The following is a 24,480-nucleotide window of genomic DNA, read 5'->3' as shown; positions in this document are numbered from 1 at the left end:
GGGGTTTTAGCCGAAGATCTGTTCTAACGATTTGCGTATTGCACAGTTGACGGATATAACCACAGAGCGATGCTAGAAGAGGAAGAGGCAGCGGCACTCGCTCGAGGTCGTTTGCGCTTTTCTTAAAAAAGCAAGGAATTCTTTCAATCAACTTCCCGGTCTATCATGAGCAGCTCCTAGTGATTTTAAGTATTGTCACAATTGATTTGCCCCATCTATTGTGAAACGGTAAAAAATTCTTTATACTAAACAGTTGTGGGAAATTGTTTTTCCACGTAAGAATAGGTGTGAAATGACAAAGCCTCTCATGTTTAAAAGAGTATCGATTCTCTAAAACTTTGAACATCCTAATTAACGAAATATTAAAGGAGCAGCGATATACATGAATGAAGAACAACGAAAAATGCAAACTCAAGCTTCTGATAATTCTTTATCTGCGGACAAAAAATCCGTACAGAAAAAGGATTATTCTCAATATTTTCAAACGACCTATATTCCTCCAAATTTAAAACAAGCAAAAAAACGCGGAAAAGAGGATGTAGAAATTCATTATGATTTTGATATTCCTGAAGATATGCAAGGAATAGGGATAGGGAAGAAGTTTTTAATTCGCACATACGGCTGTCAAATGAATGAACATGATTCTGAAAACATGGCAGGTATTTTAATGAACATGGGTTTTGAATCGACGACAGAAACAGACGATGCAGATATTATTCTCTTAAATACGTGTGCGATCCGCGAAAATGCCGAAAATAAAGTTTTTGGTGAAATCGGTCACTTAAAAACGTTAAAGCGTGAGCGTCCGGAATTAATACTAGGTGTATGCGGCTGTATGTCACAAGAAGAGTCTGTCGTAAATAAAATTCTCGAAAAGCATCAGCAAGTCGATTTAATTTTCGGTACACACAACATTCACAGATTACCTACTTTAATTAAAAATGCGATTTTTAATAAAGAAATGGTCATTGAAGTTTGGTCTAAAGAAGGCGACATAATTGAAAACATGCCTCGTGCACGTAAAGGTAAAATTCAAGGCTGGGTCAATATTATGTACGGTTGTGACAAATTCTGTACGTATTGTATCGTTCCATATACACGCGGAAAAGAACGCAGCCGCCGCCCAGAAGATATTATTGAAGAAGTTCGCCACCTTGCCCGAAACGGATATAAAGAAATTACGTTACTTGGACAAAATGTAAATGCGTACGGAAAAGATTTAGTTGATATGGATTATGGATTAGGCGATTTAATGGATGAAATTCGTAAGATTGATATTCCACGAGTTCGCTTTACGACTAGTCACCCACGTGATTTTGATGATCACTTAATTGATGTACTTGCAAAAGGTGGGAACTTGGTCGAACATATTCACTTGCCAGTACAAAGTGGGAATAGTGACGTACTGAAATTAATGGCTCGAAAGTATACTCGTGAGCACTATGTTGAACTTGCAAACAAAATAAAAGAAAAGATTCCTCATGCATCATTTACGACTGACATTATCGTTGGTTTTCCAAATGAAACAGAGGAACAATTTGAAGATACACTATCACTTGTAAAAGAAATGGAGTATGATACAGCCTTTACGTACATTTACTCCCCGCGTGATGGTACACCAGCTGCTAAGATGGAAGATAACATTCCGATGGAAGTAAAAAAGGATCGTTTACGCCGCCTAAATGAAGTTGTTAATGACTTGGCAGCGAAAAAGAATAAGCCATATGAAGGTCAAGTAGTGGAAGTGTTAGTGGAAGGCGAGAGTAAAAAGAATCCTGACGTATTGACGGGACGTACTCGAACGAACCGACTTGTTAATTTAAGAGCACCTAAATCGGCAATCGGGCAATTAGTGAACGTAAAAATAACAGAAGCGAAAACATGGTCTTTAGATGGTCATGTTGTAGAAACTGCAGAGGTGACAAGCTCATGACAAAATTATATACAAAAGCAGAAGTGAAAGAGAAGGCGAAAGAATTAGCGAATATGATTGCCGAAACAGAAGAAGTAGACTTTTTTAAACGGGCAGAACTGCAAATCAATGATCATTTGAAAGTACAAGAGATTATCGGCCAAATAAAGTCACTGCAAAAAGAAGCTGTGAATTTGAAGCATTATGAAAAGCACGAAGCTTTAAAAGCAGTGGAAGATAAAATTGATGCTTTACAAGATGAACTTGATAACATTCCGTTAGTAAGAGAATTTAAACAATCTCAAACAGACGTGAATAGCTTGCTTCAACTCGTGAGTACTACAATTTCAAACACAGTCACAAATAAAATTATTGAATCAACGGGTGGAGATCCCCTCCAAGGCACGACAAAGAAAAATCCTCTAAACAATGGCTGTTAATAAATAAGCAAACTGTCCCGAAACATCTACAAGCGTTTTGGGGCAGTTTTTTACCCTAATAAACCGTCATGCAAAGCTTCTTATATTATTTCACGTACCAAATTAGAAATAGATAAAAGAAAATCAAAAATCTCATTCATGAACCTCGTCTTGAATACATATACATAATTGAACTATGGATTAAGATTTAGCAAACGTCATAATTCCATTCATCCTTTTCACCTCTGACGAGTCATCATAAGAATTGTTGCCACGGTCTCAAATGCTTATTACTTCACTAAAGAATATGACTCATTTGAGACTAAATACTGTTTTAGAAAATGAAATGATCATCGCTCTATTTTTATTTGCTGGCGCTGCATGACAGTGAGATTCAAAGGGTTTACAAAGAATCTCGAAAAGCAGTAGCTGGGGAACGAACCAAACTATATTTATACTTTCTTGCCTATCTAGTAAAGGAAGTAATGATTAGGAAAGGGGACAGATCTAATTTTTCTAAACAAACTTGCTGATCGCCATATCCGATGGCAGAAACCTTAGTGAAAGTTATACTATCGCCTTTTTATTATTAAATCTTGATAGTATAAAAAAAATCTAGGTTTATCGGAACTATTCATTACTCACTATCATAGGGTAGAGTAGTCAGTTATTTCATTCACACTAGTCATTTGTCATGCATATCATGCAATTGAAACCGTCTTGATTTAATGGGTTCGTTTGCTGAGCGTCAATAATTGTTTGAGGAGGGAAAAGCATGTCACCAGCAGACAGAGAGCTAAATTACAGAGAGATTATAACGAAAGCCGTATGTGGAAAAGGTAGAAAATTTTCTCAAGCTAGTCATTCCATATCTCCTGCACAAAAACCGACTAGTATTTTAGGTTGTTGGATCATAAATCACAAATATGATGCAACCAAAAAAGGTGATGCCATAGAGGTTCAAGGGAAATATGACATCAATATATGGTATTCATACAGCAATAATACGAAGACAAACGTAGCGACAGAAACAGTGGCGTACACAGACATCGTACCGCTTGCAATGCAAGACAAAAATGTTTTGTCTGAAGAGTTGGAAGTAATTGCTCGTGCAATTCAACAACCGAACACACTTGAAGCAACAATTGCAACGAATGGAACAGACGTTGACATTCAAGTCGAAAGAGAGTTCCTCGTTGAAGTGATTGGGGAGACGAAAGTGTGTGTATATGTTAATCCTGATGGTATTAGCGATGACTGGGATGAAAAAGTTTGGGATTATGATGTAGAAGATGAAGAGTTTGAAGACCTTGATCCGAACTTCCTCATGGGTGATTTAGAAGAATAACTAGAGCGGGAAGAAGACGTCTCTTCTTCCTTATTTCTTTTCTTTCGAATTTCTAGTTACGAACATAGTACCCGTATTTCATGATATGAAGGGAGGAAAAGAATGGAACTCGAGCCCTGGATTGTACACAAGCTAAAAACGAAAGAACCTATGAAAAATGCGTTTCAATTAATGATTTCCGGTGTTGAATTTGTTCCGGATCGTATTCGTATAAAGGAGTCTTTCCAAGCGGATTTCAAAGAAATAACAGTTGAACAACTTACGTCCTTTTATTTAGGACAAGAGTTATTAGATATTGGTGTTCAAGCTGCATATTATGCACGAATACGTTATTTTTCCGTTCATTTACAGCGACTTGGAAAAGATATTAGCATTATTTCTGTTACTGAAGATTTCACACGGTCAGCAGCACGAATATGCGATACAAAAGGTGCGGTGCTTCTAGGCTCTGATCTTGAAATTATGATAAAAAATGCTGAAACAAACAAATTTGCTTCATTACCGATGAGGAAAGACGACGGACAGAGGATCGGTACAGATCGTACGTTAGTCCGCAAAGGAAATTCTTTTTCTCACCCTATTATTGAACTTCGGACAAAACCGGTAAAGACGGGAAACGACCTTTACAATGAATGTTTACATTTGCAGGGAAAATTGGAGAGAAAGTTATCTTCAAACAACTTATCCGTCGTTTCAAATGGTCATCCTTTCGGACGCTTTTTTTTAGGAGGGCACTTACATATTTCAAACAAAAAGCCATCCAACCAATTAATTCAGCAACTAGATCAGCTTCTTGCTATTCCGCTAGCAGCGATAAGTGATGAAAAAGATGTGAGGCGCAGAGATTCTTTCGGCAGGTTAGGATCTGTTCGTTTGAATCGATTTAACGGGTTTGAATATCGGACTCTTCCTTCATGGTATCACTATATTCGTGAAGGAAGAGCATTTTTTGAATGGATCGAAACGGTCTTTTTTCAGAACATTTCAATTAGAGATTCGTTAAATAAACGTGTTATTAAAGCGTATTATGATGGAGGCAGATCGGTGTTATGGAAAGAAACTGTTCATCAATTTTTACAGCTAAAGCGGTCTAGCAGTCCCATTGTACGACAACGTGCGGACAACTTCTTCGCATGGTTGAAACAGAACAAACTAGATTAATAAACGTAGCGACGTATGTTATAATAGACCCGTTATAGAGATTGTTCAATAAATGAGGCTCATTTTTTGAACTTGCATGTACAGAACGAGTGAAATACGGGGGAGAATAACGAATGGCAAAACAAACGCCGATGATGGAGCAATATTTACGAATCAAGGCAGAGCATGAGGATGCCTTTTTATTTTTTCGTTTAGGGGATTTTTACGAACTGTTTTTTGATGATGCTCAAAAAGCAGCAAAAGAGCTTGAAATTACATTAACGAAACGAGGAAAAGGCGATGAAGCGATTCCAATGTGCGGAGTGCCTTATCATTCCTCAGAACAATACATAACACAGCTAATTGAAAAAGGATATAAAGTGGCGATTTGTGAGCAAACTGAAGATCCTCAACAAGCAAAAGGGGTTGTAAAAAGAGAAGTCGTTCAAATTATAACTCCTGGGACGGTCATGGAAGGGAAGGCGATTTCTGATCGAGAAAACAACTATCTCCTTTCGATCACTGATTTTTCGGAAACAGAATATGGACTAGCAGCGATTGATATGACAACTGGACAGCTGTTAACGACAATCATTACAACAAGTTTTGAAGATGTCTCTCATGAAGCAGCAAGTTTCCGGCCAAAAGAAATCGTTGTGCCATCTTTTTTAGGTGAAGAAAAACAGAAATTGTTAACATCCCGTTTAGGTGTGACAATCTCATACGAGGACAACTGCGAACAGATCGAAAGTATGGGAGAGTATGTCAATCATTTGGAAGATTATCGGACAAAGATGACGTGCCAGCGACTGCTCACTTATATTTATCGCACGACGAAACGAGCGTTAGACCATATCCAACAAGCGACTTATTATTTACCGAATGAATATATGACGATTGACTCGTATTCAAAACGCAATTTGGAATTAGTCGAAACGATCCGAGAAAAAAAGAAGCAAGGTTCACTTCTATGGGTTCTAGACAAAACGGCAACAGCGATGGGGGCAAGAGCACTAAAGCAATGGGTTGAGCGTCCGTTAATTCGTAAGGAACACATTGCAGAGCGGTTAAGTCTAGTTGATTCGTTTATCGAACATTATTTTGAACGTGAAGCGGTGCGCGAGCATTTAATCGGTGTCTATGACCTTGAACGTCTATCAGGTAAGGTAGCGTTTGGGAATGTAAATGCAAGAGATCTCATTCAATTAAAACGATCGCTTGAAGAAGTGCCTCGGTTATTTGATATCGTTCAAAGTTTAAGAAATGACTTTGCCAACAAATTATTGCAGCAAACCGACCATTGTGAACAATTAAAAGAGCTTCTCCAGAAAAGCATCCATGAAGATCCGCCTGTTTCGATTACCGAAGGAAATATTATTAAAGACGGCTACAATGCTGATCTTGACGAATATCGTCATGCGATGCGAAACGGAAAATCTTGGATTGCTTCAATGGAGAAAAAAGAGCGGGAAGAAACCGGAATTAAATCATTAAAAGTCGGTTTTAACAAAGTGTTCGGTTATTATATTGAAGTGACAAAGGCAAATTTGCATTTATTACCTGAAGGTCGTTACGAACGCAAGCAAACGTTAACGAACGCTGAACGGTATATTAGTGAGGAGTTAAAGGAAAAAGAGGCTTTAATACTAGAAGCAGAAGAGAATAGTGAGAAGCTGGAATACGAACTGTTTATGGAAGTTCGTGAGAACGTTAAGGAATATATTCGACCTTTACAGGAGCTAGCTAACATTGTGAGCACGATCGATGTGCTGCAAAGCTTTGCTGTTGTAGCAGAACAAAACCATTACGTTAAACCGATAATCACCCCTGAAGGGGACGTCGATATTAAGGAAGGACGTCATCCTGTCGTTGAAAAAGTGATCGACAGCGGGGAGTATGTCTCTAATAACTTGACACTAAATAGAGAAAGAGAATTATTATTAATTACAGGTCCGAATATGGCTGGTAAAAGTACGTATATGAGGCAGTTAGCGTTAATTTCAATCATGGCTCAAATCGGCTCCTACGTCCCTGCTGATGAGGCGACACTACCTATTTTTGACCAAATCTTTACCCGGATTGGTGCAGCCGATGATTTAGCACAAGGACAAAGTACGTTTATGGTTGAAATGCTTGAAACGAAACACGCGGTATCAAAAGCTACAAAAAACAGTTTAATTTTACTAGATGAGATCGGACGAGGCACATCTACATACGACGGGATGGCGCTTGCACAGTCGATCATTGAGTATATTCATAATGAAATAGGTGCAAAAACGTTGTTCTCGACGCATTACCATGAATTAACGACATTAGAACAGCATTGTGAACGACTTAAAAATGTTCACGTTTCCGCAATCGAAGAAGATGGTAAAGTCGTCTTTTTACATAAAGTTGTGGATGGTTCAGCCGATCGCAGTTATGGGATTTACGTCGCAGAACTTGCTGAGCTCCCAGAAAAGCTAATCACACGAGCAAAAGAAATTTTATATGATTTTGAGAATGGACAAGCTCAATTGCAGCAAGGAACTGAAAATGAAAAAGCAATTTCGGTTGAACAAAAACCTTCATATAGTACGAATGAACAGCTTACTTTATTTGAAGAGGATAATTTAGGCTCTGAAGCGACAAATAAAAAAGAAGCCATTACAAATCAGGAAGCAGCGATTATTCAAGAGTTAAAAGGTGTAAATTTATTGCATGTCTCACCTATTAAGGCGATTGAACTTCTTGATCAATTACAAAGAAAATTGAAATAATCACCTTTTATATCGATAAAAAGGAAGATAGGTAATCGGAAGTCATCATAAACTTACACCATTTGTATTTTTAAACGAGAGGAGGTTGTACGGCATGGGGAAAATTCATCAACTGGATGATTTGTTATCTAATAAAATCGCAGCAGGTGAGGTTGTTGAACGACCAGCATCGGTTGTTAAAGAGTTAGTAGAAAATTCGTTAGATGCAAAAAGTACAAATATACGGGTTGAGATTGAAGAAGGTGGACTCTCACTCATTCGGGTTCTTGATAATGGCGAAGGAATTGAAGAGGACGACATTGAAACAGCTTTTTATCGGCATGCAACGAGTAAAATTCGGGAAGACCTAGATTTATTCCGTATTGCAACGTTAGGATTTCGAGGGGAAGCATTGCCGAGTATTGCCTCCGTCTCTAAGCTCACTTTAAAAACGAGTGATGGTACAAAAGAAGGGCAAGAAATTCAATTAGAAGGCGGAAAAGTAGTGCACAAAGGAGCTACTTCCTCTAGAAAAGGAACCGAAATACAAGTATCTGAACTGTTTTATAATACTCCTGCAAGACTGAAGTATTTAAGAACGATCCATACAGAGCTCGGCCACATATCGGATGTGATCAACCGAATGGCTCTTGCTCATCCGAGTGTAGCCTTTCATTTGACTCATAACGGAAAAACGTTATTAAAAACGATGGGAAATGGAGATTTATTACGTGTGATCGCTGCCATTTACGGTACGAATATTGCCAAAAGCATGATCCCTTTTGAAGCCGAAACTTTAGATTTTAAAGTGAAAGGGTTTATTGCAAAGCCAGAAGTGACGAGGTCGAACCGTTCATATATTTCCACCATTATTAATGGTCGTTATATTCGAAATTATTCTCTCGTCAGAGCGATCCAAGAAGGATATCATACTTTATTACCAATTGGTAAAAATCCAATTGTCGTCCTGCACATTGATATGGATGCTGTGTTAGTTGATGTCAATGTGCATCCTTCTAAATTAGAAGTTCGGATTAGTAAAGAGCAGGCGCTGCAAGAACTTTTGACAACAGAAATTAAACAATTGTTTAAACAAACACGACTTATTCCTGAAGTAAAGAAAACGACCTATGAAAAACCAAAATCAGAACAAATCTCATTTGATCTTCAGCATCGTGAAGTGAAACAAGATGGGTCAAAACTCCAGTTTACTCAACATCAAGAAAATGAACACCAAGGTTATGTAAAGGAAACAGTCGGTAGCCCAGTAAACGAAACGATTGCGGAGCAGCGGGATACAATCTCTGATTCGATAAATCATTCACAAATAAATACGGTTGACGTTCGAGATGAAGATGCACAAATTCAGAATTCTAAAGAAGATACTCCCGTTGTGGGTAATGGACGAAAAGAAGTCGTAGAAACAGCTAACGGCTTAAATGAGAATGAAGTTCCAGTTATTTATCCAATCGGACAGCTTCATGGGACGTATATTCTTGCACAAAATGACCAAGGCTTATATATTGTTGACCAACATGCAGCGCAAGAACGAATAAAATATGAATATTTTAGAGACAAAGTTAGAAAAGTGGATCATACATTACAGGACTTACTCGTTCCACTTACATTCGAGTTTACTCAAAAAGAAGAAGAACTTATAAAGGAAAAGACAGATGTATTTAAAGAAGTAGGAGTTCACTTAGAACCGTTTGGAACGAGGACGTATATTGTTCGTTCCCACCCTACATGGTTTCCAAAAGGTCAAGAACAAGAAATTATTGAAGAAATGATTGAACAGCTAACCGAACATAAAATGGTTGATATCGGAAAGATACGAGACGATGCCGCGATTTTAATGTCATGTAAAGCGGCGATTAAAGCGAATCGTTACTTAACACAAGATGAGATGTTCCAATTACTTGAAACGTTAAGGACGTGTGAAGAACCGTATACATGTCCGCACGGACGTCCAATTATTCTTCATTATTCTACGTACGAGATGGAGAGAATGTTCAAAAGAGTGATGTAAACAAAACTTGGCTTATCGCCAAACGATGGCGAAAGCCTTAGTTGAAGTTATACTATCGTCGGCATCTTTTATCATGCTGATCGTATAAAAGAGGATGAGTGTTATTGGAACAGTCAGTCATTACTACTGCAAGCCGACCAACTTCTTTTACGGTAACGAAGGCAAAGCAAACTGCTTTGTCTTTATCGGCTCGCTATGTCGAGCGGAATGAGAAGCCTATTAATCAACTCACGCGAGAGCATCGGTCACCTGTGGTCGTAGTAGGAAAAGAAAGGATCGAATTATATAATGAAGGGAACGAGCACCCTTTCTTTTTTCATCCGAATGCCGCAATGTTTCGAGCGAAGCATTGGTTAAAGACGAATGAAGATCCACTCATCAAGGCATGTCAGTTAAAAAAGGGTGATACTTTCTTTGATGGTACGTTAGGGCTAGGATCTGATGCGATATTAGCTAGTCTCGCTATTGGAGAAAAGGGAAAAGTAATTGGCTGCGAATCATCAAAATTGTTAGCTTACCTTGTTCAGTCCGGGTTAAAGTCATACAATTCTCATCATGATCAAATAGACAATGCAATGAGGCGCATTATTGTTCATCATGACCACCATTTAGCTTGGCTAAAAAAGCAGAAAAGTAAAAGTATTGATGTTGTCTATTTTGACCCGATGTTTGAGGAAAAAGTAAAAGGGTCTGCTGGATTTGATGCAATGAGGCCGATGACAGTTAACCATGAGCTGACTTATGATACAATCGAAGAGGCAAAAAGAGTCGCAAGAAAAAGAGTTGTATTAAAAGATCATTTTAGAAGTACTCGCTTTGATAAGTTTGGATTTACCGTACAGGTTCGTCCTTCTGCAACGTACCATTTTGGCATTATTGATCATTTTTAACGCATATGAGACCAACTCTTGATAATAAAGTTTTGAATATGTATATTAAAGAAACTTAAGGTGGATATGATGAAGAAACTAATCGTCCTAGTAGGTCCTACTGCTGTTGGTAAAACTGCAACAAGTATTTCACTTGCGAAAGCTTTTCATGGAGAGATTATTAGCGGGGATTCGATGCAAGTGTATCGTCAAATGAATATAGGAACAGCAAAAATTAAGCAAGATGAGATGGACGACATTCCTCATCACTTGATTGATATAAAGGATCCAACAGAAAACTTTTCGGTTGCAGAATTTCAATCAAAGGCAAAAAAACTGATCGATGACATACACGATAGAAATAAACTTCCGTTTATCGTAGGTGGGACGGGGCTATACGTGAACTCAGTCATTTATGACTATGATTTCTCTTCTTCTGACAGTGATCAGACATACCGTATGGATATGGAAAACTATGCCAATACTTATGGAGAAATAGCTTTACATGAAAAATTAAAAAGAATCGACCCTGACAGTTATCTTGAAATACATCCTAACAATGTTCGAAGGGTCATTCGTGCTTTGGAAGTTTATCATGTCACTGGTAAAAAATTCAGTGAACATAATCACCAATCTAAAGTTTCCCCATATGATGTGACAGTGATCGGTCTAACGATGGAGCGTGAGCTGTTATATGAGCGAATAAATAAACGTGTCGATCATATGATTGAAGAGGGGTTAATTGAAGAGGCAAAATTATTATATAAAAATGGTGTTCACCATTGTCAATCTGTCCAAGCGATTGGTTACAAAGAAATTTATGATTACATTGAAGGTCGTTTATCAAAAGAAGATGCAATTGAAACGCTTAAACAAAATTCTAGGCGCTATGCAAAACGGCAGCTGACTTGGTTTCGAAATAAAATGAATATTGAATGGTTTGACATGTCGACCGATCGGGAAAAAAAGCTTAAAGAAATTCATGAATTTATAGAAGGAAAGCTGTTTTAAATCGCGAATATAGATAATAATGTGATAAGAGGGAGGCCTATGTGTCATGAAACAACAAACAGTAAATATTCAAGATCAATTTTTGAACCAGTTGAGAAAAGAGAATATCCCCGTAACAGTTTTCTTGTTAAATGGATTTCAACTGCGAGGCTTTGTAAAAAGCTTTGATAATTTTACAATTATTCTTGATACAGATGGGAAACAGCAGCTCGTTTATAAACACGCGATTTCTACATTTTCTCCGCAGCGCAATGTTCAACTGAACCAAGACAATAGTTAACTTTACTGCTGAACATGAGGAAGCTCGAAGGATGGATCTGTGATCGATCATTTTTATGATCTGTTGTATTAGAATTTGACGACAACGACTATAATGATTTTGATGAGGCTGTTCCTAGTGAGGAACAGCCTTCGTAACTTTGATAAGAAGTTGTCAATGCGTTACTCTACATCATTATTCAAAAACGTACTCTTTTAAGTTTTTATTAAAATAAGCAATGTGTAGAATGGACACTGTAATTTCATTCATTGAGTGATTCGATGAATCTAACGTATGGATCTAATGGCTGTGTCGTTTTAAAAGCTAATTCTTTTTGAAGATCTTCCTTAGATTTTCCACTTAAAAGTTGTTGGAAAATATACGTTTTTCTTAAGCTACTCGCAGAGTAATGCTTCTTCAAACCTGCGCGTCTCATTTCTGTGCGAATCATTTTTTGAATAGCGACGACGGATAGAGCTTTAGGTTCATCGTTTGTATAATTCCACCTGTAAGTCCCTCTTTGGTAATCAAAAGCGATAAAAAAAGCGTGTTTATCATACCGGTTAGGCCTGATTGGTTCAGGTATTGACAGAAAATAATGATAGAGACTCTCTTTATCACTTTTGCTAATTGAAATAGTTCGTATTTGCTGCTTCCTCGTTTGAACGCCAATCATGTTTGAGGTGAAGTGAATATTGTTTACAGTTATATTTGCTATTTCTTGTACAGATAACCCGTAATTTAACATGAGATTTATAATCATCTCATTTCGGTATAGGAATTTATGCCGGAATTTTTTTTGGTGATCGGTAAGTCCTTTATCACTTTTAAATGTTTGAAAAAGTAGGTGAATGTCATCTGGAAAAAGAATGTCACTCTTTTCAATCTTTCGTATTAAGTGCTGTTCTTGAATAAGTGCTTCAATGGTCTTGACAGCTTCTTTATGACCAATAAAAAGAAAATATTGTTTTAAAACGGCAAAAACACGTCGAATACTATTTTTGGAATAGCGTTGATTGTCCAATAAATAGGTATAGTATAAATGGAGGTCATCAATCGATTGAAAAGAACGACCTGTTGATTTCAGCCAAGAAAAAAATTGGACTAAGTCATATTCATAGCGCTTTACAGTGCTCTGTTGGTGTTTTGCTTTTATCTTTTGTAAATATGTAAGTATACTTTCTTCCATTTGTATCACCTTCACGTTAAGTTTATGAAGCGTGTAAACGTTATGTCCTTTATGTATAAAAGTAGAAAAACTTTATTTATTATTGTAGCATGATTTTTTTATGTAAAGGGAATAGGCATTTGTCACGTGTTTGAAGCTTTTGCGTATAGTAGTTGTGACAGGATTCTTTCCACTATACAATAGAGGACGGTGACCTCATTGGAACAGTCAAAAATGAAGCGAAAAGGTCAGATAAATATCGTTTTAAAAAATACATCAGCAAGTCAGGAAATCTCAGAACGTGAGTCGAATGTGCTGCATGAGCCGAAGCACGCTGCTTTTAAAGATATTGAAGCTGATTTAGAGAAGTTTATTGGTTTAAACCATATTAAACAATTTATTAAAGAAATATATGCTTGGATCTATTTAAATGAAAAGCGGAAAGAAGAAGGATTAAAAGCTGGAAAACAAGTTCTGCATATGGTGTTTAAAGGTAATCCTGGTACAGGTAAAACAACGGTTGCCAGGTTAATAGCCAAATTGTTTAAAGAAATGGGTGTGTTAGAAAAAGGTCATTTAATTGAAGCGGAACGGGCTGATCTAGTAGGAGAATACATTGGTCATACAGCTCAAAAGACACGGGACCTTATTCAAAAGGCAATTGGTGGTATACTATTTGTGGATGAAGCCTATTCTTTAGCACGAGGCGGAGAAAAAGACTTCGGAAAAGAAGCGATTGACACGCTAGTCAAAGCAATGGAAGACCAACAGCATAGTTTTGTACTCATTTTAGCTGGATATCCAAAAGAAATGGACCGGTTTTTAAAGCTGAATCCTGGACTGCCGTCAAGGTTTCCAATGAAGCTTACGTTCCCAAACTACTCCGTAAATGAATTGATGATGATTGCGAACCAAATGATCAAAGAGCGGGAGTATGAGCTGAATGAGGATGCGGAAAATGTGTTACGGCAACTGTTAATTGAAGCGAAACAAGAAGAGTATGAGCATTTTAGTAATGGACGGTTTATCCGAAATTTGTTGGAGAAAAGTATTCGTGCTCAGGCGGTACGTTTATTAGAAGAAGATAATTATCATAAAAAGAAGCTGATGACATTAACAAGTAAAGATTTGAGAAAAGCTTATTATTTTACGAATGAGTCATTTTAGACAGTCATTTTTAGGAGGAAAACATATTGAACGAACAATGGAATGTTGAAGATGAAAAAGTACTGATCGTCGGTGTGAAAAGCCAAGACATCGACGAAGAGTCTTTTTTATATCGTATGGAAGAATTAAGAGCCTTAACGAAAACGGCTGGAGGAACCGTCGTGATGGAAGTGACGCAAAATCGCGAAAAGCCTGATTCAGCAACGTACATCGGGAAAGGTAAAGTAAATGAACTGAAAGTGCTTATCGATGAATATGAGGTAGAGCTAATTATTTTTAATGATGAACTGTCACCCTCGCAATTGCGCAATATGACGTCATCATTAGACGTAAAAGTGATTGACAGAACTCAATTAATTTTAGATATTTTTGCAAGCCGTGCAGGTTCAAAAGAAGGGAAATTACAAGTAGAACTTGCACAATTAAGCTATTTATTACCTCGATTACGCGGGCAAGGACAAATGCTGTCTCGTTTAGGGGGCGGAATTGGAACGAGAGGACCTGGTGAAACACAATTAGAAGTCGATCAACGCCACATTCGTAATCGAATGACTGATATAAAACGACAATTAGAGAACATCGTTTCTCATCGAGAACGTTACCGTAGTAGAAGGAAAAAGAATCAAGCGTTTCAAATTGCTTTAGCTGGTTATACAAATGCAGGGAAATCAACATTGCTGCATCGTCTTTCTGAAGCGGATGTATACGTAGAAAATCAATTGTTCGCTACATTAGATCCGACGACGAAAAAAATGAAGTTACCATCAGGAATGGAAGTACTGTTAACAGATACTGTTGGGTTCATTCAACAGCTGCCAACATCACTCATAGCGGCGTTCCGTTCAACATTAGAGGAAGTGAAGGAGGCTGATTTAATTATTCATGTTGTCGATGCATCCAATGCTGATTTTCCAAATCATGAAAAAACGGTGTACAGCTTGTTAGAAGAATTAGAAGCAGACAAGCTTCCTATATTGACTGTATACAATAAACGGGATGCTTTATATGGAGATTTCTTCCCTTATACGAAAGGACCATCTATCTTAATTAGTGCGCATGATGATAGTGACTTAGATAAACTGAAAGAAAAAATTGAATCAGTTATGGAAGAACAGTTTTCGCCTTATATTGTGTACCTTGAAGGAAATGAAGGGAAGCTCCTTCACCGGTTACAGCAAGAGACTATCCAAATTGAAAGATATTTTGACGAAGACAGAGAGCAGTATTTTGTTCGCGGCTATGCTTCTCCGGATTCAGCGATTTACCATGAAATGCAAGCAAGACATGAAAATGATGATTAAAGGAGTACAATCATGAATAAAGACATAAAAAAACTTGAAGATATGCGCGAACAAACAGAAAAGGCACTCCAACCGTATTTTCTAAAAAGAGATGAAGTTAGTGAGTACAATCAGCGAAAAGTATTAAGCGCTTTTAAGAATCACGAAGTTTCAGACTTTCATTTTCAAGCTTCTACTGGATATGGATATGATGATCCTGGCCGTGATACACTTGAGCGAATATATGCTGAAGTTTTCGGTGGTGAAAAAGCGATCGTCCGTCCTCAGATCGTTTCTGGTACACATGCAATCAGTACTGCTTTATTCGGGGTGCTTAGACCAGGAGATGAACTGCTATACATAACAGGAAAGCCGTACGATACACTTGAGGAAGTTGTAGGTGTTAGAGGGGAACAATCTGGGTCATTGAAAGAATTTGGTATTGATTATCGTTATGTGCCGTTAAAAGAAGAAGCAGTTGATTATGAGCTCATTCAACAGACCATTCGCTCGAATACGAAAGTGATAGGGATTCAACGATCAAAAGGCTATGACTCCCGTCCGTCATTTACAATCAATCAGATAAAGGAAATGATTCGTTTTGTAAAAGAAATTGACGAGACGATCATCGTATTTGTAGACAATTGTTACGGAGAATTTGTAGAAAAGCAAGAGCCAACTGATGTAGGTGCTGATTTAATTGCAGGTTCGTTAATTAAAAATCCTGGCGGTGGAATCGTCAAAACAGGTGGATATCTAGTTGGGAAAAAGAAGTATATTGATTTGTGCGGCTACCGTCTTACTGCACCTGGAATTGGTTTAGAAGGCGGGGCTTCACTTTACAGTTTACTAGAAATGTATCAAGGCTTTTTCTTAGCCCCTCATATCGTCAATCAAGCGGTGAAAGGAGCTTTGTTTACGGCAAAGTTTCTTGAAGAAATCGGAATGGAAACATCACCTAGCTGGACTGAAGAACGTACTGATCTTATTCAATCTGTTAATTTTCCTACGAAAGAAACGATGATATCATTTTGTCAGGCGATCCAAGGAGCTTCTCCAGTAGATGCACATGTAAAGCCGCAGCCTAGTTATATGCCGGGTTATAAAGATGACGTTATTATGGCTGCCGGAACATTTATTCAAGGTGCAAGTATTGAGTTAACAGCTGATGGTCCAATTCGTCCACCCTATACAGCATACGTCCAAGGCGGACTAACATATGAGCACGTAAAAATTAGCGTTTTTGATGCAGTTAAGTCCTTGTTTGATCAAGGGTTATGCTCTTTACGTGAAAAGCAAGATTAAAAGAGTGGATATGATGTCCATTCTTTTTTTACATGAATATGATTTATTTAATTAAGCGAATTGGAGGGAATGATAATCTAGGAGAGAAATGGTTAACATAATCAATATAATAAAATCACTACTTACTTAAATTTTATATGGTTTCCGTTATAATGCAGGAATAACGAGACGATATTCATTTTTCGGAAAATTTCTTTGTCAGATTATCTAACATAGTATGACATGCAACACGGAATATTCGTTACGATGTGTATAACGTAAGAGAGCAGAATATGATCGGAGTTGGCTATAAAATGCAGCTGCACATTTTTGCTTGAGTAAGTTGGCTTTTATTCTAAAAGACTGTTGCTATTTCTATGTCTTAGGGTTTCAACTGCGATGTTAAAAGTAGAAACAGTATACAGAAAAAAGCCAGAAAGAAAAAGGTAAACAACGTAAGCAAATGCTTTGTAAAGCATTGAATATTTTAAGGAGGAGAAATGTAGATGAGTAAGTATTCAAAAGAAGACATTACGAGAATGGCTGAAGAAGAAAATGTACGATTTATCAGACTACAATTTACAGATTTGCTAGGAATTATTAAGAACGTAGAAATTCCAGTAGACCAACTCCCAAAAGCATTAGATAATTTAATGATGTTTGACGGTTCGTCAATTGAAGGATTCGTTCGAATTGAAGAATCTGATATGTATTTATATCCAGATTTAGATACATGGGTGATTTTCCCTTGGACTCCGGAAAAAGGAAAAGTTGCACGTTTAATTTGTGACGTTTATAACCCAGATGGAACACCATTTGACGGCGATCCACGCGGCGTATTAAAACGCGTTTTAAAAGAAGCAGAGGAATTAGGATTTTCAGATTTTAATATTGGTCCAGAACCGGAGTTTTTCCTTTTCAAAAATGATGAAAAAGGTGAACCAACTTTAGAATTAAACGACAAAGGCGGATACTTCGACTTAGCACCGACAGATCTAGGGGAAAACTGCCGTCGTGATATCGTATTAGAATTAGAAGATATGGGATTTGAAATAGAAGCTTCTCACCATGAGGTTGCACCAGGGCAACATGAGATTGACTTTAAATATGCTGATGCAGTCACGACATGTGATAACATTCAAACGTTTAAGCTTGTCGTAAAAACAATTGCACGTAAGCATGGATTGCACGCAACATTTATGCCGAAACCATTGTTTGGAGTTAATGGGAGCGGGATGCATGCAAATATGTCTCTATTCAGAGGAGAAAAAGAAAATGCATTCTACGATCCAAATACGCCAAACCAACTAAGTGAAACGGCTATGCAATTCTTAGCTGGAATACTTAATCATGCAGATGCATTTACTGCCATTACAAACCCAACAGTTAACTCGTATAAACGATTAGTACCAGGCTATGAAGCGCCATGTTACATTGCTTGGTCGATGAGAAACCGTTCTCCGTTAGTACGTATTCCATCTTCAAGAGGACTAAGTACTCGTATTGAGGTCCGCAGTCCAGATCCATCTGCGAATCCGTACTTAGCAATGGCAGCACTGTTAGCTGCTGGCCTTGACGGGGTACGTCAAGAAATGACACCTCCGAAAGAGACGAACCGAAATATTTATGCAATGGATGAAGCTGAGCGTGAATCAGAAGGGATCCGTGCATTACCGGCAACATTAAAGGGTGCCATTGATGCATTGAAAACGAATGAAACAATTACAAAATCTCTAGGTGAGCACGCTTTAGAGCACTTTATTGAAGCGAAAGAAATTGAGTGGGATATGTTCCGTACCCAAGTTCACCCATGGGAGAGAGAGCAATATTTAAGCACATATTAAAAAATGAAACCGTTAGATCCGAAATGGTTCTAACGGTTTTTCGTTTGAGAAGGTTTATTAATCATAAATTGTATAATAATATACGACTAAAGGAAGGCAAGGCCAGAGCTGGTCTTGCCTTCTTGCGTTATAGGAGAAGTGATAAGAAAAAGTGCTAGTTTAATGGATCGTACGGAAGACGCCGATAACTTTACCTAAAATATGAACATTTCTTAAAATAATTGGCTCAAGCGTAGAGTTTTCTGGCTGCAGCCGAATGTGGTCTCTTTCTTTAAAAAATCTTTTTACCGTTGCTTCATCATCTTCAGTCATCGCAACAACGATGTCACCGTTGTTTGCACTTTGCTGTTGTCTGACAACAACATAATCCCCGTCGAAAATACCTGCTTCAATCATAGAATCCCCTTGAATTTCTAAGATGAACGAATTTTCGTCACCTGCTAAATGTGCAGGCATAGGTAAGTATTCCTCAATATTTTCAATCGCAGTAATCGGTGAACCGGCCGTAACTTTACCGATGACAGGAATGTATAAAGAAGGGGATTCTGAGACGTGAGAAGTTTCCTTTTCTAATCCAATTACTTCAATTGCCCGCGGCTTAGTTGGATCACGACGTATGTAGCCCTTTTTTTCTAGTCGGGATAAGTGTCCATGAACAGTAGAGCTAGAAGCTAGTCCAACTGCTTCGCCAATTTCCCTCACAGAAGGTGGATAGCCTTTTTCTTTTACTTTGTCTTTTATGAAAGAAAGTATATCTTGCTGTCTTTTTGATAATTTCGTCATTTGATGCACCTCTTTGTATAAAGTGAATTTATCAATGGATTTATTTAAGGAATCTATTTTCACTGACTACTCTAGTTCAGGAACATTATACCATGGACAGAAATGGTATGCAAACATTCGTTCTCTTTTTTGTTGTTGACACGAACACCTGTTCTTGATATTATATGTACGAACAAACATTCGATTAATGGAGTGATAACAATGAAAGCTGTATCAAAAGTTAAAAAAGGATTAGATTGTTCGATTTTTATCTTAATTTTATCTGTTGGTCTGTTTATTTGGACGACAGCTACTGCAAGTGAATCTACCATTAATGACGGAATATTATTTGAAGAAAAAGTTGTGCAAGAGGGCGATTCCTTATGGTCTATTGCTTCTGAGCAAACAAAACATATAGATGCACCTATACAGAACGTAGTATTATGGATGAAAGAACATAATGAATTAAGCGGGTCACATATTTACCCAGGGCAGAAAATTACTGTCCCCTTACAACTGGAGGCATATGTTACAGAATGAGTTTGCGAGCAATTATTTACACACGAGTAAGTACTGACAAAGGTACTCAAGAGACTTCTTTAAAAAGGCAGCAGCAGGAATTACTGAGAGGCGCACAAGAATGGAAGATGAATGTTGTCGACGTGATCGAAGAAAAGGCGAGTGGTTATGATATAGACCGGCAAGGTGTATTAAACATGCTGTCAAAATTCAAAAGTGGACAAGCCGATGCTTTATTAATCCAAGACGATACGAGACTGGGGCGTGGCAATGCAAAAGTTGCCTTAATACATCAGCTTCATAAGTGGGGAATTCAAATATATACGATCGAAGATATGGGAACGATTGTCCTATCAGAAACAGATACGATGATACTAGATATCGTATCTATTGTAGAAGAGTATCAAAGAAAGCTTCATAATTTAAAAATAAAACGTGGAATGAAAAAAGCTGTTGAAGAGGGGTATAACCCAGCTGAAAACTTGCGCTATAAACAACATGCTGGAGGAAGAAAGAAAAAAGAAGTACCAATTGAAGAAATTGTTCGCTTGAAATCTAACGGTTTAACCTTTCATGAAGTTGCTGCCACGTTAAGAGGATTTGGTTATTCTTTGTCAAAAGCGACAGCCCATCGCAGGTACCAGCAATACATGCGTGAAGCTGAAAATTCAAAAACTTGAAACCTCCAATAATGTTATGTACGATAGAAATACTGAATATTGGAGGGTTAAAAATGTTAAGCAAAGACAAGATTCAACGTATAAATGAATTATCAAGGAAATCCAAATCTGAAGGGTTAACCTTGAAAGAGCAAAAAGAGCAAAAAGAACTGAGAGAAGCTTATTTAAAAAACGTCCGAAAATCTTTCAAAAATCAGTTGAAATCCGTTAAGGTTGTCGATGATGAAGGAAATGACGTAACTCCTGAGAAGTTAAAAAGAGAAAAAGGTGGAGACGGAATGACTCATTAATCAATGGTCATTTTGTCTTTTTTTATTGTTTTGGAAACTATAGATTTATCTTGTAGATAAGTTCTCGAAATAGTTGTTACGTCTAGCTCAGCGACTAGCGTTTACATCACGAGTTTCCACACGGATGTGGTGACTTCGGCGTTTCCGTAGGACAAAATGAAGGTCGAGAAGTTAAGGTGAGTGGATGCCGTACACTCCTGATTGATGGCAAGGAGTATTGGTTTATGGATCCGTACAGTAAGTGTAGGTGGAATCCTGTTACAACAGACGAAATTAAAACGTCAAAAGTGATCAATATAAAAGTTCATGACTTTCACAAAATTGTCACTTTATTTATGTAGAAAGTTTTGGAGTTCTCATGACAGATAATGATATGGAAACCATTTAATTCAAAATGAAATGAACGGGGATTAAGATTATGTTAAATTAAGCACAAACTCTTCGATTAACGCTTGTTTTCAAGATAAAATAAGTATATGATTGACTTGAAGTTGTCAACATTTGAAAACGAAAGGATGAACATTCATGTCAGGCAATATTGATACGTTATCAATTAATACGATACGAACACTAGCAATTGATAGTATCGAAAAAGCACAATCAGGCCACCCTGGGATGCCGATGGGGGCTGCACCAATGGCTTACAAACTTTTTTCAACATTTATGAATCACAACCCTAAAAACCCGGATTGGTTTAACCGTGACAGATTTGTATTATCAGCAGGTCATGGATCGATGCTCCTTTACAGCTTGTTACATCTACATGGGTATGATGTTTCAATGGAAGATTTAAAAAACTTCCGTCAATGGGATAGTAAAACACCAGGACACCCTGAATTCGGTCATACACCAGGGGTGGAAGCTACTACTGGTCCATTAGGTCAAGGTGTTGCGATGGCTGTCGGAATGGCAATGGCAGAAAGACATCTAGCCGCAACATATAATCGTGATCAATTCAATATTATTGACCATTATACATATTCGATTTGTGGTGATGGTGACTTAATGGAAGGTGTTTCTGCTGAGGCAGCATCCTTAGCTGGACATTTAAAGCTAGGTCATCTCGTCGTATTATATGATTCAAATGATATTTCTCTCGATGGAGATCTACACCAATCGTTTTCTGAAAGTGTTGAAGACCGCTTTAAATCATACGGTTGGCAAGTCATTCGCGTAGAAGATGGTAATGATTTAGAAGAACTTTCAAATGCGCTTCAATCTGCAAAGGGAGACGAGCGTCCTACATTGATTGAAGTAAAAACGACAATCGGTTACGGAGCTCCGAATAAAAGCGGTAAATCTGCATCTCACGGAGCGCCGCTTGGAGAAGATGAAGCAAAACTAGCGAAAGAAAACTACAAATGGACATTTGAACAAGACTTCCACGTTCCTGATGAAGTACGAGACCATTATAAACAGTTGGCAGATGAAGGAGCGAAAAAAGAAGAAGCTTGGAACGATCTATTTAATGAATACGAGAAAGCATACCCAGAGCTTGCTGAGCAATTATCGTTAGCCATTAAAGGAGAACTTCCGGTTGACTGGGATGCACATATTCCAACTTACAGTGTAGGCGATAAAGCAGCGACACGCGCGACTGGCGGAGAAGTTTTAAATGCTATTGCGAAAAATGTTCCAAGCTTGTTTGGAGGCTCTGCAGACTTAGCGTCATCAAACAAAACGATGCTAAAAGATGAAGATGATTTTTCAAGAAATAACTACGCAGGTCGTAACATTTGGTTTGGTGTTCGTGAATTTGCTATGGCAGCAGCTGTAAATGGTATGGCTTTACACGGAGGCGTTAAGCCATATGCTGCAACGTTCTTCGTCTTTTCTGATTATCTTCGTCCAGCTATGCGCTTATCTTCATTAATGAACATACCAGTGACGTATGTCTTTACTCATGATAGTATTGCTGTTGGTGAAGATGGTCCGACACACGAACCAGTCGAACAACTTCCTGCATTACGTGCAATGCCTGGATTATCATTAATTCGTCCAGCTGACGGGAACGAAACGGCTGCAGCGTGGAAACTAGCTTTAGAGAGCACGGATCATCCAACTGCACTCGTTTTAACACGCCAAGGGCTACCGACACTTGAACACACTGCGGAAAAAGCATATGAAGGTGTTAAAAAAGGTGCCTACATCGTTTCTGAAGCAAATGGCAATGTTGACGGTTTATTGTTAGCATCTGGATCCGAAGTAGCATTAGCAGTAGAAGCACAAAAGACACTTGAAAAAGAGGGAATTTATGTTTCTGTTGTCAGTATGCCAAGCTGGGATCGTTTTGAAAAACAATCTAATGAATATAAAGATCAAGTATTAGATCCAAATGTTAAAGTACGATTAGGGATTGAAATGGCTGCATCATTTGGCTGGGAGCGTTATACAGGTGACCATGGTTCTGTATTAGGCATTGACCGTTTTGGAGCTTCTGCACCAGGAGATCGAATTATGAAAGAATATGGCTTTACAGTTGAAAACGTTGCAGCACAATTTAAACAGTTATTAAATAAATAATCAGTAAAAACCGTACAATTCATGAACTGCACCTCAATTTTTAGATAGAATCTAATAATTGGAGGTGCAGTTTTTAAAATATCACTCCGAATTAAAGTGAAATTCCCGAATAATGAAACGCAATTTGTTTTTAGTGGTAAATTGTATGGTTTAAGTGTTATTTTGGATAAAACTATTGAAAATCACCGATGTAAGTGCTGACTTACATCGGTGATTCCCTCAATTTAACGTCAATTTTCTAAGGCAGATTTAGCTGCCAAGAAACACCAAATCGATCATTCACCCAGCCAAACTTTTTACTCATACCGTAGTCATCTAATGGCATAAGCGCTTTACCATCCACTAATAATTTGTCAAAGAGCTTATTCATCTCTGCTTCATCTTTGCAGTTTACATAAAGTGAGACTCCAGGAGTAATCTCCCATTCATGCTTAAAAATGCTGTCAATACACATAAATTCTTGTCCATTAAGCGAAAACGTAGCATGTCGTACACTTCCCTCTTTACCAGGCTCATTGGCACCGTAACGAGAGATGTTTTTTATTTCCGAGTTTTCAAATAAAGAAGTATAAAAGTTCATAGCTTCTTCAGCTTTTCCTTCGAAAGTGATAAAAGTGGTAATTTTTTGATTAGGAATTCCCATATTTATCTAACCTCCTTATACGAGATTTTATGAAAGGTAAATAGCCATCTTCTAAACATCTCAGGGTTAAGCCATGCATCAAACGCTCTCTCCGGAGATGAATCAAAACGCCTTGTCATCGTAAGTATTGTGGTAGACTTATCAACCACTCTATCCCTCCTTTAATTTGGTGAAAATATCCTTTAATTAATTCTTAATGTTCCTCCTTTATTGCATTTTCAACTCACGTTCAAGAGCATCAAATTGACTGTTCCAAAACTGTTCATAAAAAAGAACACTCTGTAGCTACAAATAATGATTATGCAATCAGGCGACAAGTATATGTACACCCTTTTATGTTCCTTTCCAGCAAGCCTACTCGTTCTAACACTTTTATATGTTTAGAAATCGCAGCTAAAGAGTGTCAGGTAGTTCTGCTAACTAGAAACGGTAAACTCCTTAGATGCAATGAGTTGAACAACTTCTCTACGGGTTTAATCAGCCAACGCATGAAAAATATTATCCAATGTTATCATTATATTCAACCATATGGTTAAATATAATGCATTAATTGCTAATTGTCAACCAATTGGTTAAATAATAAATTTAGTATGAA

The 24,480-nt window shown here is 37.7% G+C and carries 20 protein-coding genes; 17 read left to right on the top strand and 3 right to left on the bottom strand.

Annotated elements, in window-relative coordinates:
- Positions 1–382: 382 nt before the first annotated feature.
- The 9 genes from miaB (at position 383) to hfq (ending at position 11,746) form a co-directional block, all read left to right on the top strand.
- Positions 383–1,933, top strand: coding sequence for a tRNA (N6-isopentenyl adenosine(37)-C2)-methylthiotransferase MiaB (miaB, locus tag CD001_RS18355; RefSeq protein WP_096189053.1), 1,551 nt, complete (start codon positions 383–385; stop codon positions 1,931–1,933).
- Positions 1,930–2,352 (top strand): RicAFT regulatory complex protein RicA family protein, encoded by a 423-nt coding sequence (locus CD001_RS18350; RefSeq protein ID WP_096189052.1) that lies wholly within the window; start codon positions 1,930–1,932, stop codon positions 2,350–2,352. The genes miaB and CD001_RS18350 overlap by 4 nt, the downstream gene beginning before the upstream one ends.
- A gap of 754 nt (positions 2,353–3,106) precedes the next feature.
- Positions 3,107–3,679 (top strand): outer spore coat protein CotE, encoded by a 573-nt coding sequence (locus tag CD001_RS18345; RefSeq protein ID WP_096189051.1) that lies wholly within the window; start codon positions 3,107–3,109, stop codon positions 3,677–3,679.
- A gap of 102 nt (positions 3,680–3,781) precedes the next feature.
- Positions 3,782–4,840 (top strand): putative amidoligase domain-containing protein, encoded by a 1,059-nt coding sequence (locus CD001_RS18340; RefSeq protein ID WP_096189050.1) that lies wholly within the window; start codon positions 3,782–3,784, stop codon positions 4,838–4,840.
- 113 nt (positions 4,841–4,953) lie between these two features.
- Positions 4,954–7,578, top strand: coding sequence for a DNA mismatch repair protein MutS (gene mutS, locus CD001_RS18335; protein ID WP_096189049.1), 2,625 nt, complete (start codon positions 4,954–4,956; stop codon positions 7,576–7,578).
- Positions 7,579–7,672: 94 nt separating this feature from the next.
- Entirely contained in the window at positions 7,673–9,586 is a 1,914-nt protein-coding gene (gene mutL / locus CD001_RS18330) for a DNA mismatch repair endonuclease MutL (RefSeq protein WP_096189048.1), read from the top strand.
- Between the two features lie 104 nt (positions 9,587–9,690).
- Positions 9,691–10,476 (top strand): class I SAM-dependent methyltransferase, encoded by a 786-nt coding sequence (locus CD001_RS18325; protein WP_096189047.1) that lies wholly within the window; start codon positions 9,691–9,693, stop codon positions 10,474–10,476.
- Positions 10,477–10,542: 66 nt separating this feature from the next.
- On the top strand, positions 10,543–11,466 hold the full coding sequence (miaA, locus tag CD001_RS18320; protein WP_096189046.1) for a tRNA (adenosine(37)-N6)-dimethylallyltransferase MiaA: 924 nt from the start codon (positions 10,543–10,545) through the stop codon (positions 11,464–11,466).
- 46 nt (positions 11,467–11,512) lie between these two features.
- Entirely contained in the window at positions 11,513–11,746 is a 234-nt protein-coding gene (gene hfq, locus CD001_RS18315) for an RNA chaperone Hfq (RefSeq protein WP_096189045.1), read from the top strand.
- A gap of 241 nt (positions 11,747–11,987) precedes the next feature.
- Here hfq and CD001_RS18310 read toward each other — a convergent pair whose 3' ends face one another.
- The gene (locus CD001_RS18310; RefSeq protein ID WP_096189044.1) at positions 11,988–12,914 is read right to left on the bottom strand and encodes a tyrosine-type recombinase/integrase; all 927 of its coding nucleotides are present in this window, start codon (positions 12,912–12,914) and stop codon (positions 11,988–11,990) included.
- A gap of 213 nt (positions 12,915–13,127) precedes the next feature.
- Here CD001_RS18310 and spoVK point away from each other — a divergent pair, with 213 nt between their 5' ends.
- The 4 genes from spoVK to glnA all read left to right on the top strand — a co-directional run bounded on the left by spoVK (position 13,128) and on the right by glnA (position 18,468).
- On the top strand, positions 13,128–14,060 hold the full coding sequence (spoVK, locus tag CD001_RS18305) for a stage V sporulation protein K (protein ID WP_096190675.1): 933 nt from the start codon (positions 13,128–13,130) through the stop codon (positions 14,058–14,060).
- 26 nt (positions 14,061–14,086) lie between these two features.
- Positions 14,087–15,361, top strand: coding sequence for a GTPase HflX (gene hflX, locus CD001_RS18300; RefSeq protein WP_096189043.1), 1,275 nt, complete (start codon positions 14,087–14,089; stop codon positions 15,359–15,361).
- A 42-nt stretch (positions 15,362–15,403) separates the two neighbouring features.
- Complete coding sequence (locus CD001_RS18295) at positions 15,404–16,645, top strand: methionine gamma-lyase family protein (protein ID WP_257009993.1); 1,242 nt, start codon at positions 15,404–15,406, stop codon at positions 16,643–16,645.
- Positions 16,646–17,130: 485 nt separating this feature from the next.
- A complete protein-coding gene (gene glnA / locus CD001_RS18290) occupies positions 17,131–18,468 on the top strand; it encodes a type I glutamate--ammonia ligase (protein WP_096189041.1) in 1,338 nt (445 codons plus the stop codon).
- A 159-nt stretch (positions 18,469–18,627) separates the two neighbouring features.
- On the opposite strand, the gene lexA is transcribed toward glnA, so the two are convergent.
- Positions 18,628–19,251: a transcriptional repressor LexA gene (lexA, locus tag CD001_RS18285; protein WP_096189040.1), complete on the bottom strand. Its 624-nt coding sequence runs from the start codon at positions 19,249–19,251 to the stop codon at positions 18,628–18,630.
- A 201-nt stretch (positions 19,252–19,452) separates the two neighbouring features.
- Between lexA and yneA the strand changes: the two genes are divergently transcribed.
- From yneA to tkt, 4 genes are all read left to right on the top strand, one after another.
- A complete protein-coding gene (gene yneA, locus CD001_RS18280) occupies positions 19,453–19,770 on the top strand; it encodes a cell division suppressor protein YneA (RefSeq protein WP_179298812.1) in 318 nt (105 codons plus the stop codon).
- Positions 19,771–19,772: 2 nt separating this feature from the next.
- Positions 19,773–20,429, top strand: coding sequence for a YneB family resolvase-like protein (locus CD001_RS18275; protein WP_096190674.1), 657 nt, complete (start codon positions 19,773–19,775; stop codon positions 20,427–20,429).
- 53 nt (positions 20,430–20,482) lie between these two features.
- On the top strand, positions 20,483–20,719 hold the full coding sequence (locus CD001_RS18270; protein ID WP_096189038.1) for a DUF896 domain-containing protein: 237 nt from the start codon (positions 20,483–20,485) through the stop codon (positions 20,717–20,719).
- Between the two features lie 525 nt (positions 20,720–21,244).
- Positions 21,245–23,242 (top strand): transketolase, encoded by a 1,998-nt coding sequence (tkt, locus tag CD001_RS18265; RefSeq protein ID WP_096189037.1) that lies wholly within the window; start codon positions 21,245–21,247, stop codon positions 23,240–23,242.
- A gap of 238 nt (positions 23,243–23,480) precedes the next feature.
- Here tkt and CD001_RS18260 read toward each other — a convergent pair whose 3' ends face one another.
- Positions 23,481–23,885 (bottom strand): VOC family protein, encoded by a 405-nt coding sequence (locus tag CD001_RS18260; RefSeq protein WP_096189036.1) that lies wholly within the window; start codon positions 23,883–23,885, stop codon positions 23,481–23,483.
- Positions 23,886–24,480: the final 595 nt, after the last annotated feature.

It is taken from the genome of Evansella halocellulosilytica (assembly GCF_002335745.1).
Classification (GTDB): Bacteria; Bacillota; Bacilli; order Bacillales; family Salisediminibacteriaceae; genus Bacillus_CA; species Bacillus_CA halocellulosilytica.
This window is presented reverse-complemented; position numbering and strand designations above follow the sequence as displayed.

Excerpts from the sequence above, each read along its gene's own strand:
- miaB (WP_096189053.1), top strand. The coding sequence starts at position 383 with ATGAATGAAGAACAACGAAAAATGCAAACTCAAGCTTCTGATAATTCT.
- CD001_RS18350 (WP_096189052.1), top strand. The coding sequence starts at position 1,930 with ATGACAAAATTATATACAAAAGCAGAAGTGAAAGAGAAGGCGAAAGAA.
- CD001_RS18345 (WP_096189051.1), top strand. The coding sequence starts at position 3,107 with ATGTCACCAGCAGACAGAGAGCTAAATTACAGAGAGATTATAACGAAA.
- CD001_RS18340 (WP_096189050.1), top strand. The coding sequence starts at position 3,782 with ATGGAACTCGAGCCCTGGATTGTACACAAGCTAAAAACGAAAGAACCT.
- mutS (WP_096189049.1), top strand. The coding sequence starts at position 4,954 with ATGGCAAAACAAACGCCGATGATGGAGCAATATTTACGAATCAAGGCA.
- mutL (WP_096189048.1), top strand. The coding sequence starts at position 7,673 with ATGGGGAAAATTCATCAACTGGATGATTTGTTATCTAATAAAATCGCA.
- miaA (WP_096189046.1), top strand. The coding sequence starts at position 10,543 with ATGATGAAGAAACTAATCGTCCTAGTAGGTCCTACTGCTGTTGGTAAA.
- hfq (WP_096189045.1), top strand. The coding sequence starts at position 11,513 with ATGAAACAACAAACAGTAAATATTCAAGATCAATTTTTGAACCAGTTG.
- CD001_RS18310 (WP_096189044.1), bottom strand. The coding sequence starts at position 12,914 with ATGGAAGAAAGTATACTTACATATTTACAAAAGATAAAAGCAAAACAC.
- spoVK (WP_096190675.1), top strand. The coding sequence starts at position 13,128 with ATGAAGCGAAAAGGTCAGATAAATATCGTTTTAAAAAATACATCAGCA.
- CD001_RS18295 (WP_257009993.1), top strand. The coding sequence starts at position 15,404 with ATGCGCGAACAAACAGAAAAGGCACTCCAACCGTATTTTCTAAAAAGA.
- glnA (WP_096189041.1), top strand. The coding sequence starts at position 17,131 with ATGAGTAAGTATTCAAAAGAAGACATTACGAGAATGGCTGAAGAAGAA.
- lexA (WP_096189040.1), bottom strand. The coding sequence starts at position 19,251 with ATGACGAAATTATCAAAAAGACAGCAAGATATACTTTCTTTCATAAAA.
- yneA (WP_179298812.1), top strand. The coding sequence starts at position 19,453 with ATGAAAGCTGTATCAAAAGTTAAAAAAGGATTAGATTGTTCGATTTTT.
- CD001_RS18270 (WP_096189038.1), top strand. The coding sequence starts at position 20,483 with ATGTTAAGCAAAGACAAGATTCAACGTATAAATGAATTATCAAGGAAA.
- tkt (WP_096189037.1), top strand. The coding sequence starts at position 21,245 with ATGTCAGGCAATATTGATACGTTATCAATTAATACGATACGAACACTA.
- CD001_RS18260 (WP_096189036.1), bottom strand. The coding sequence starts at position 23,885 with ATGGGAATTCCTAATCAAAAAATTACCACTTTTATCACTTTCGAAGGA.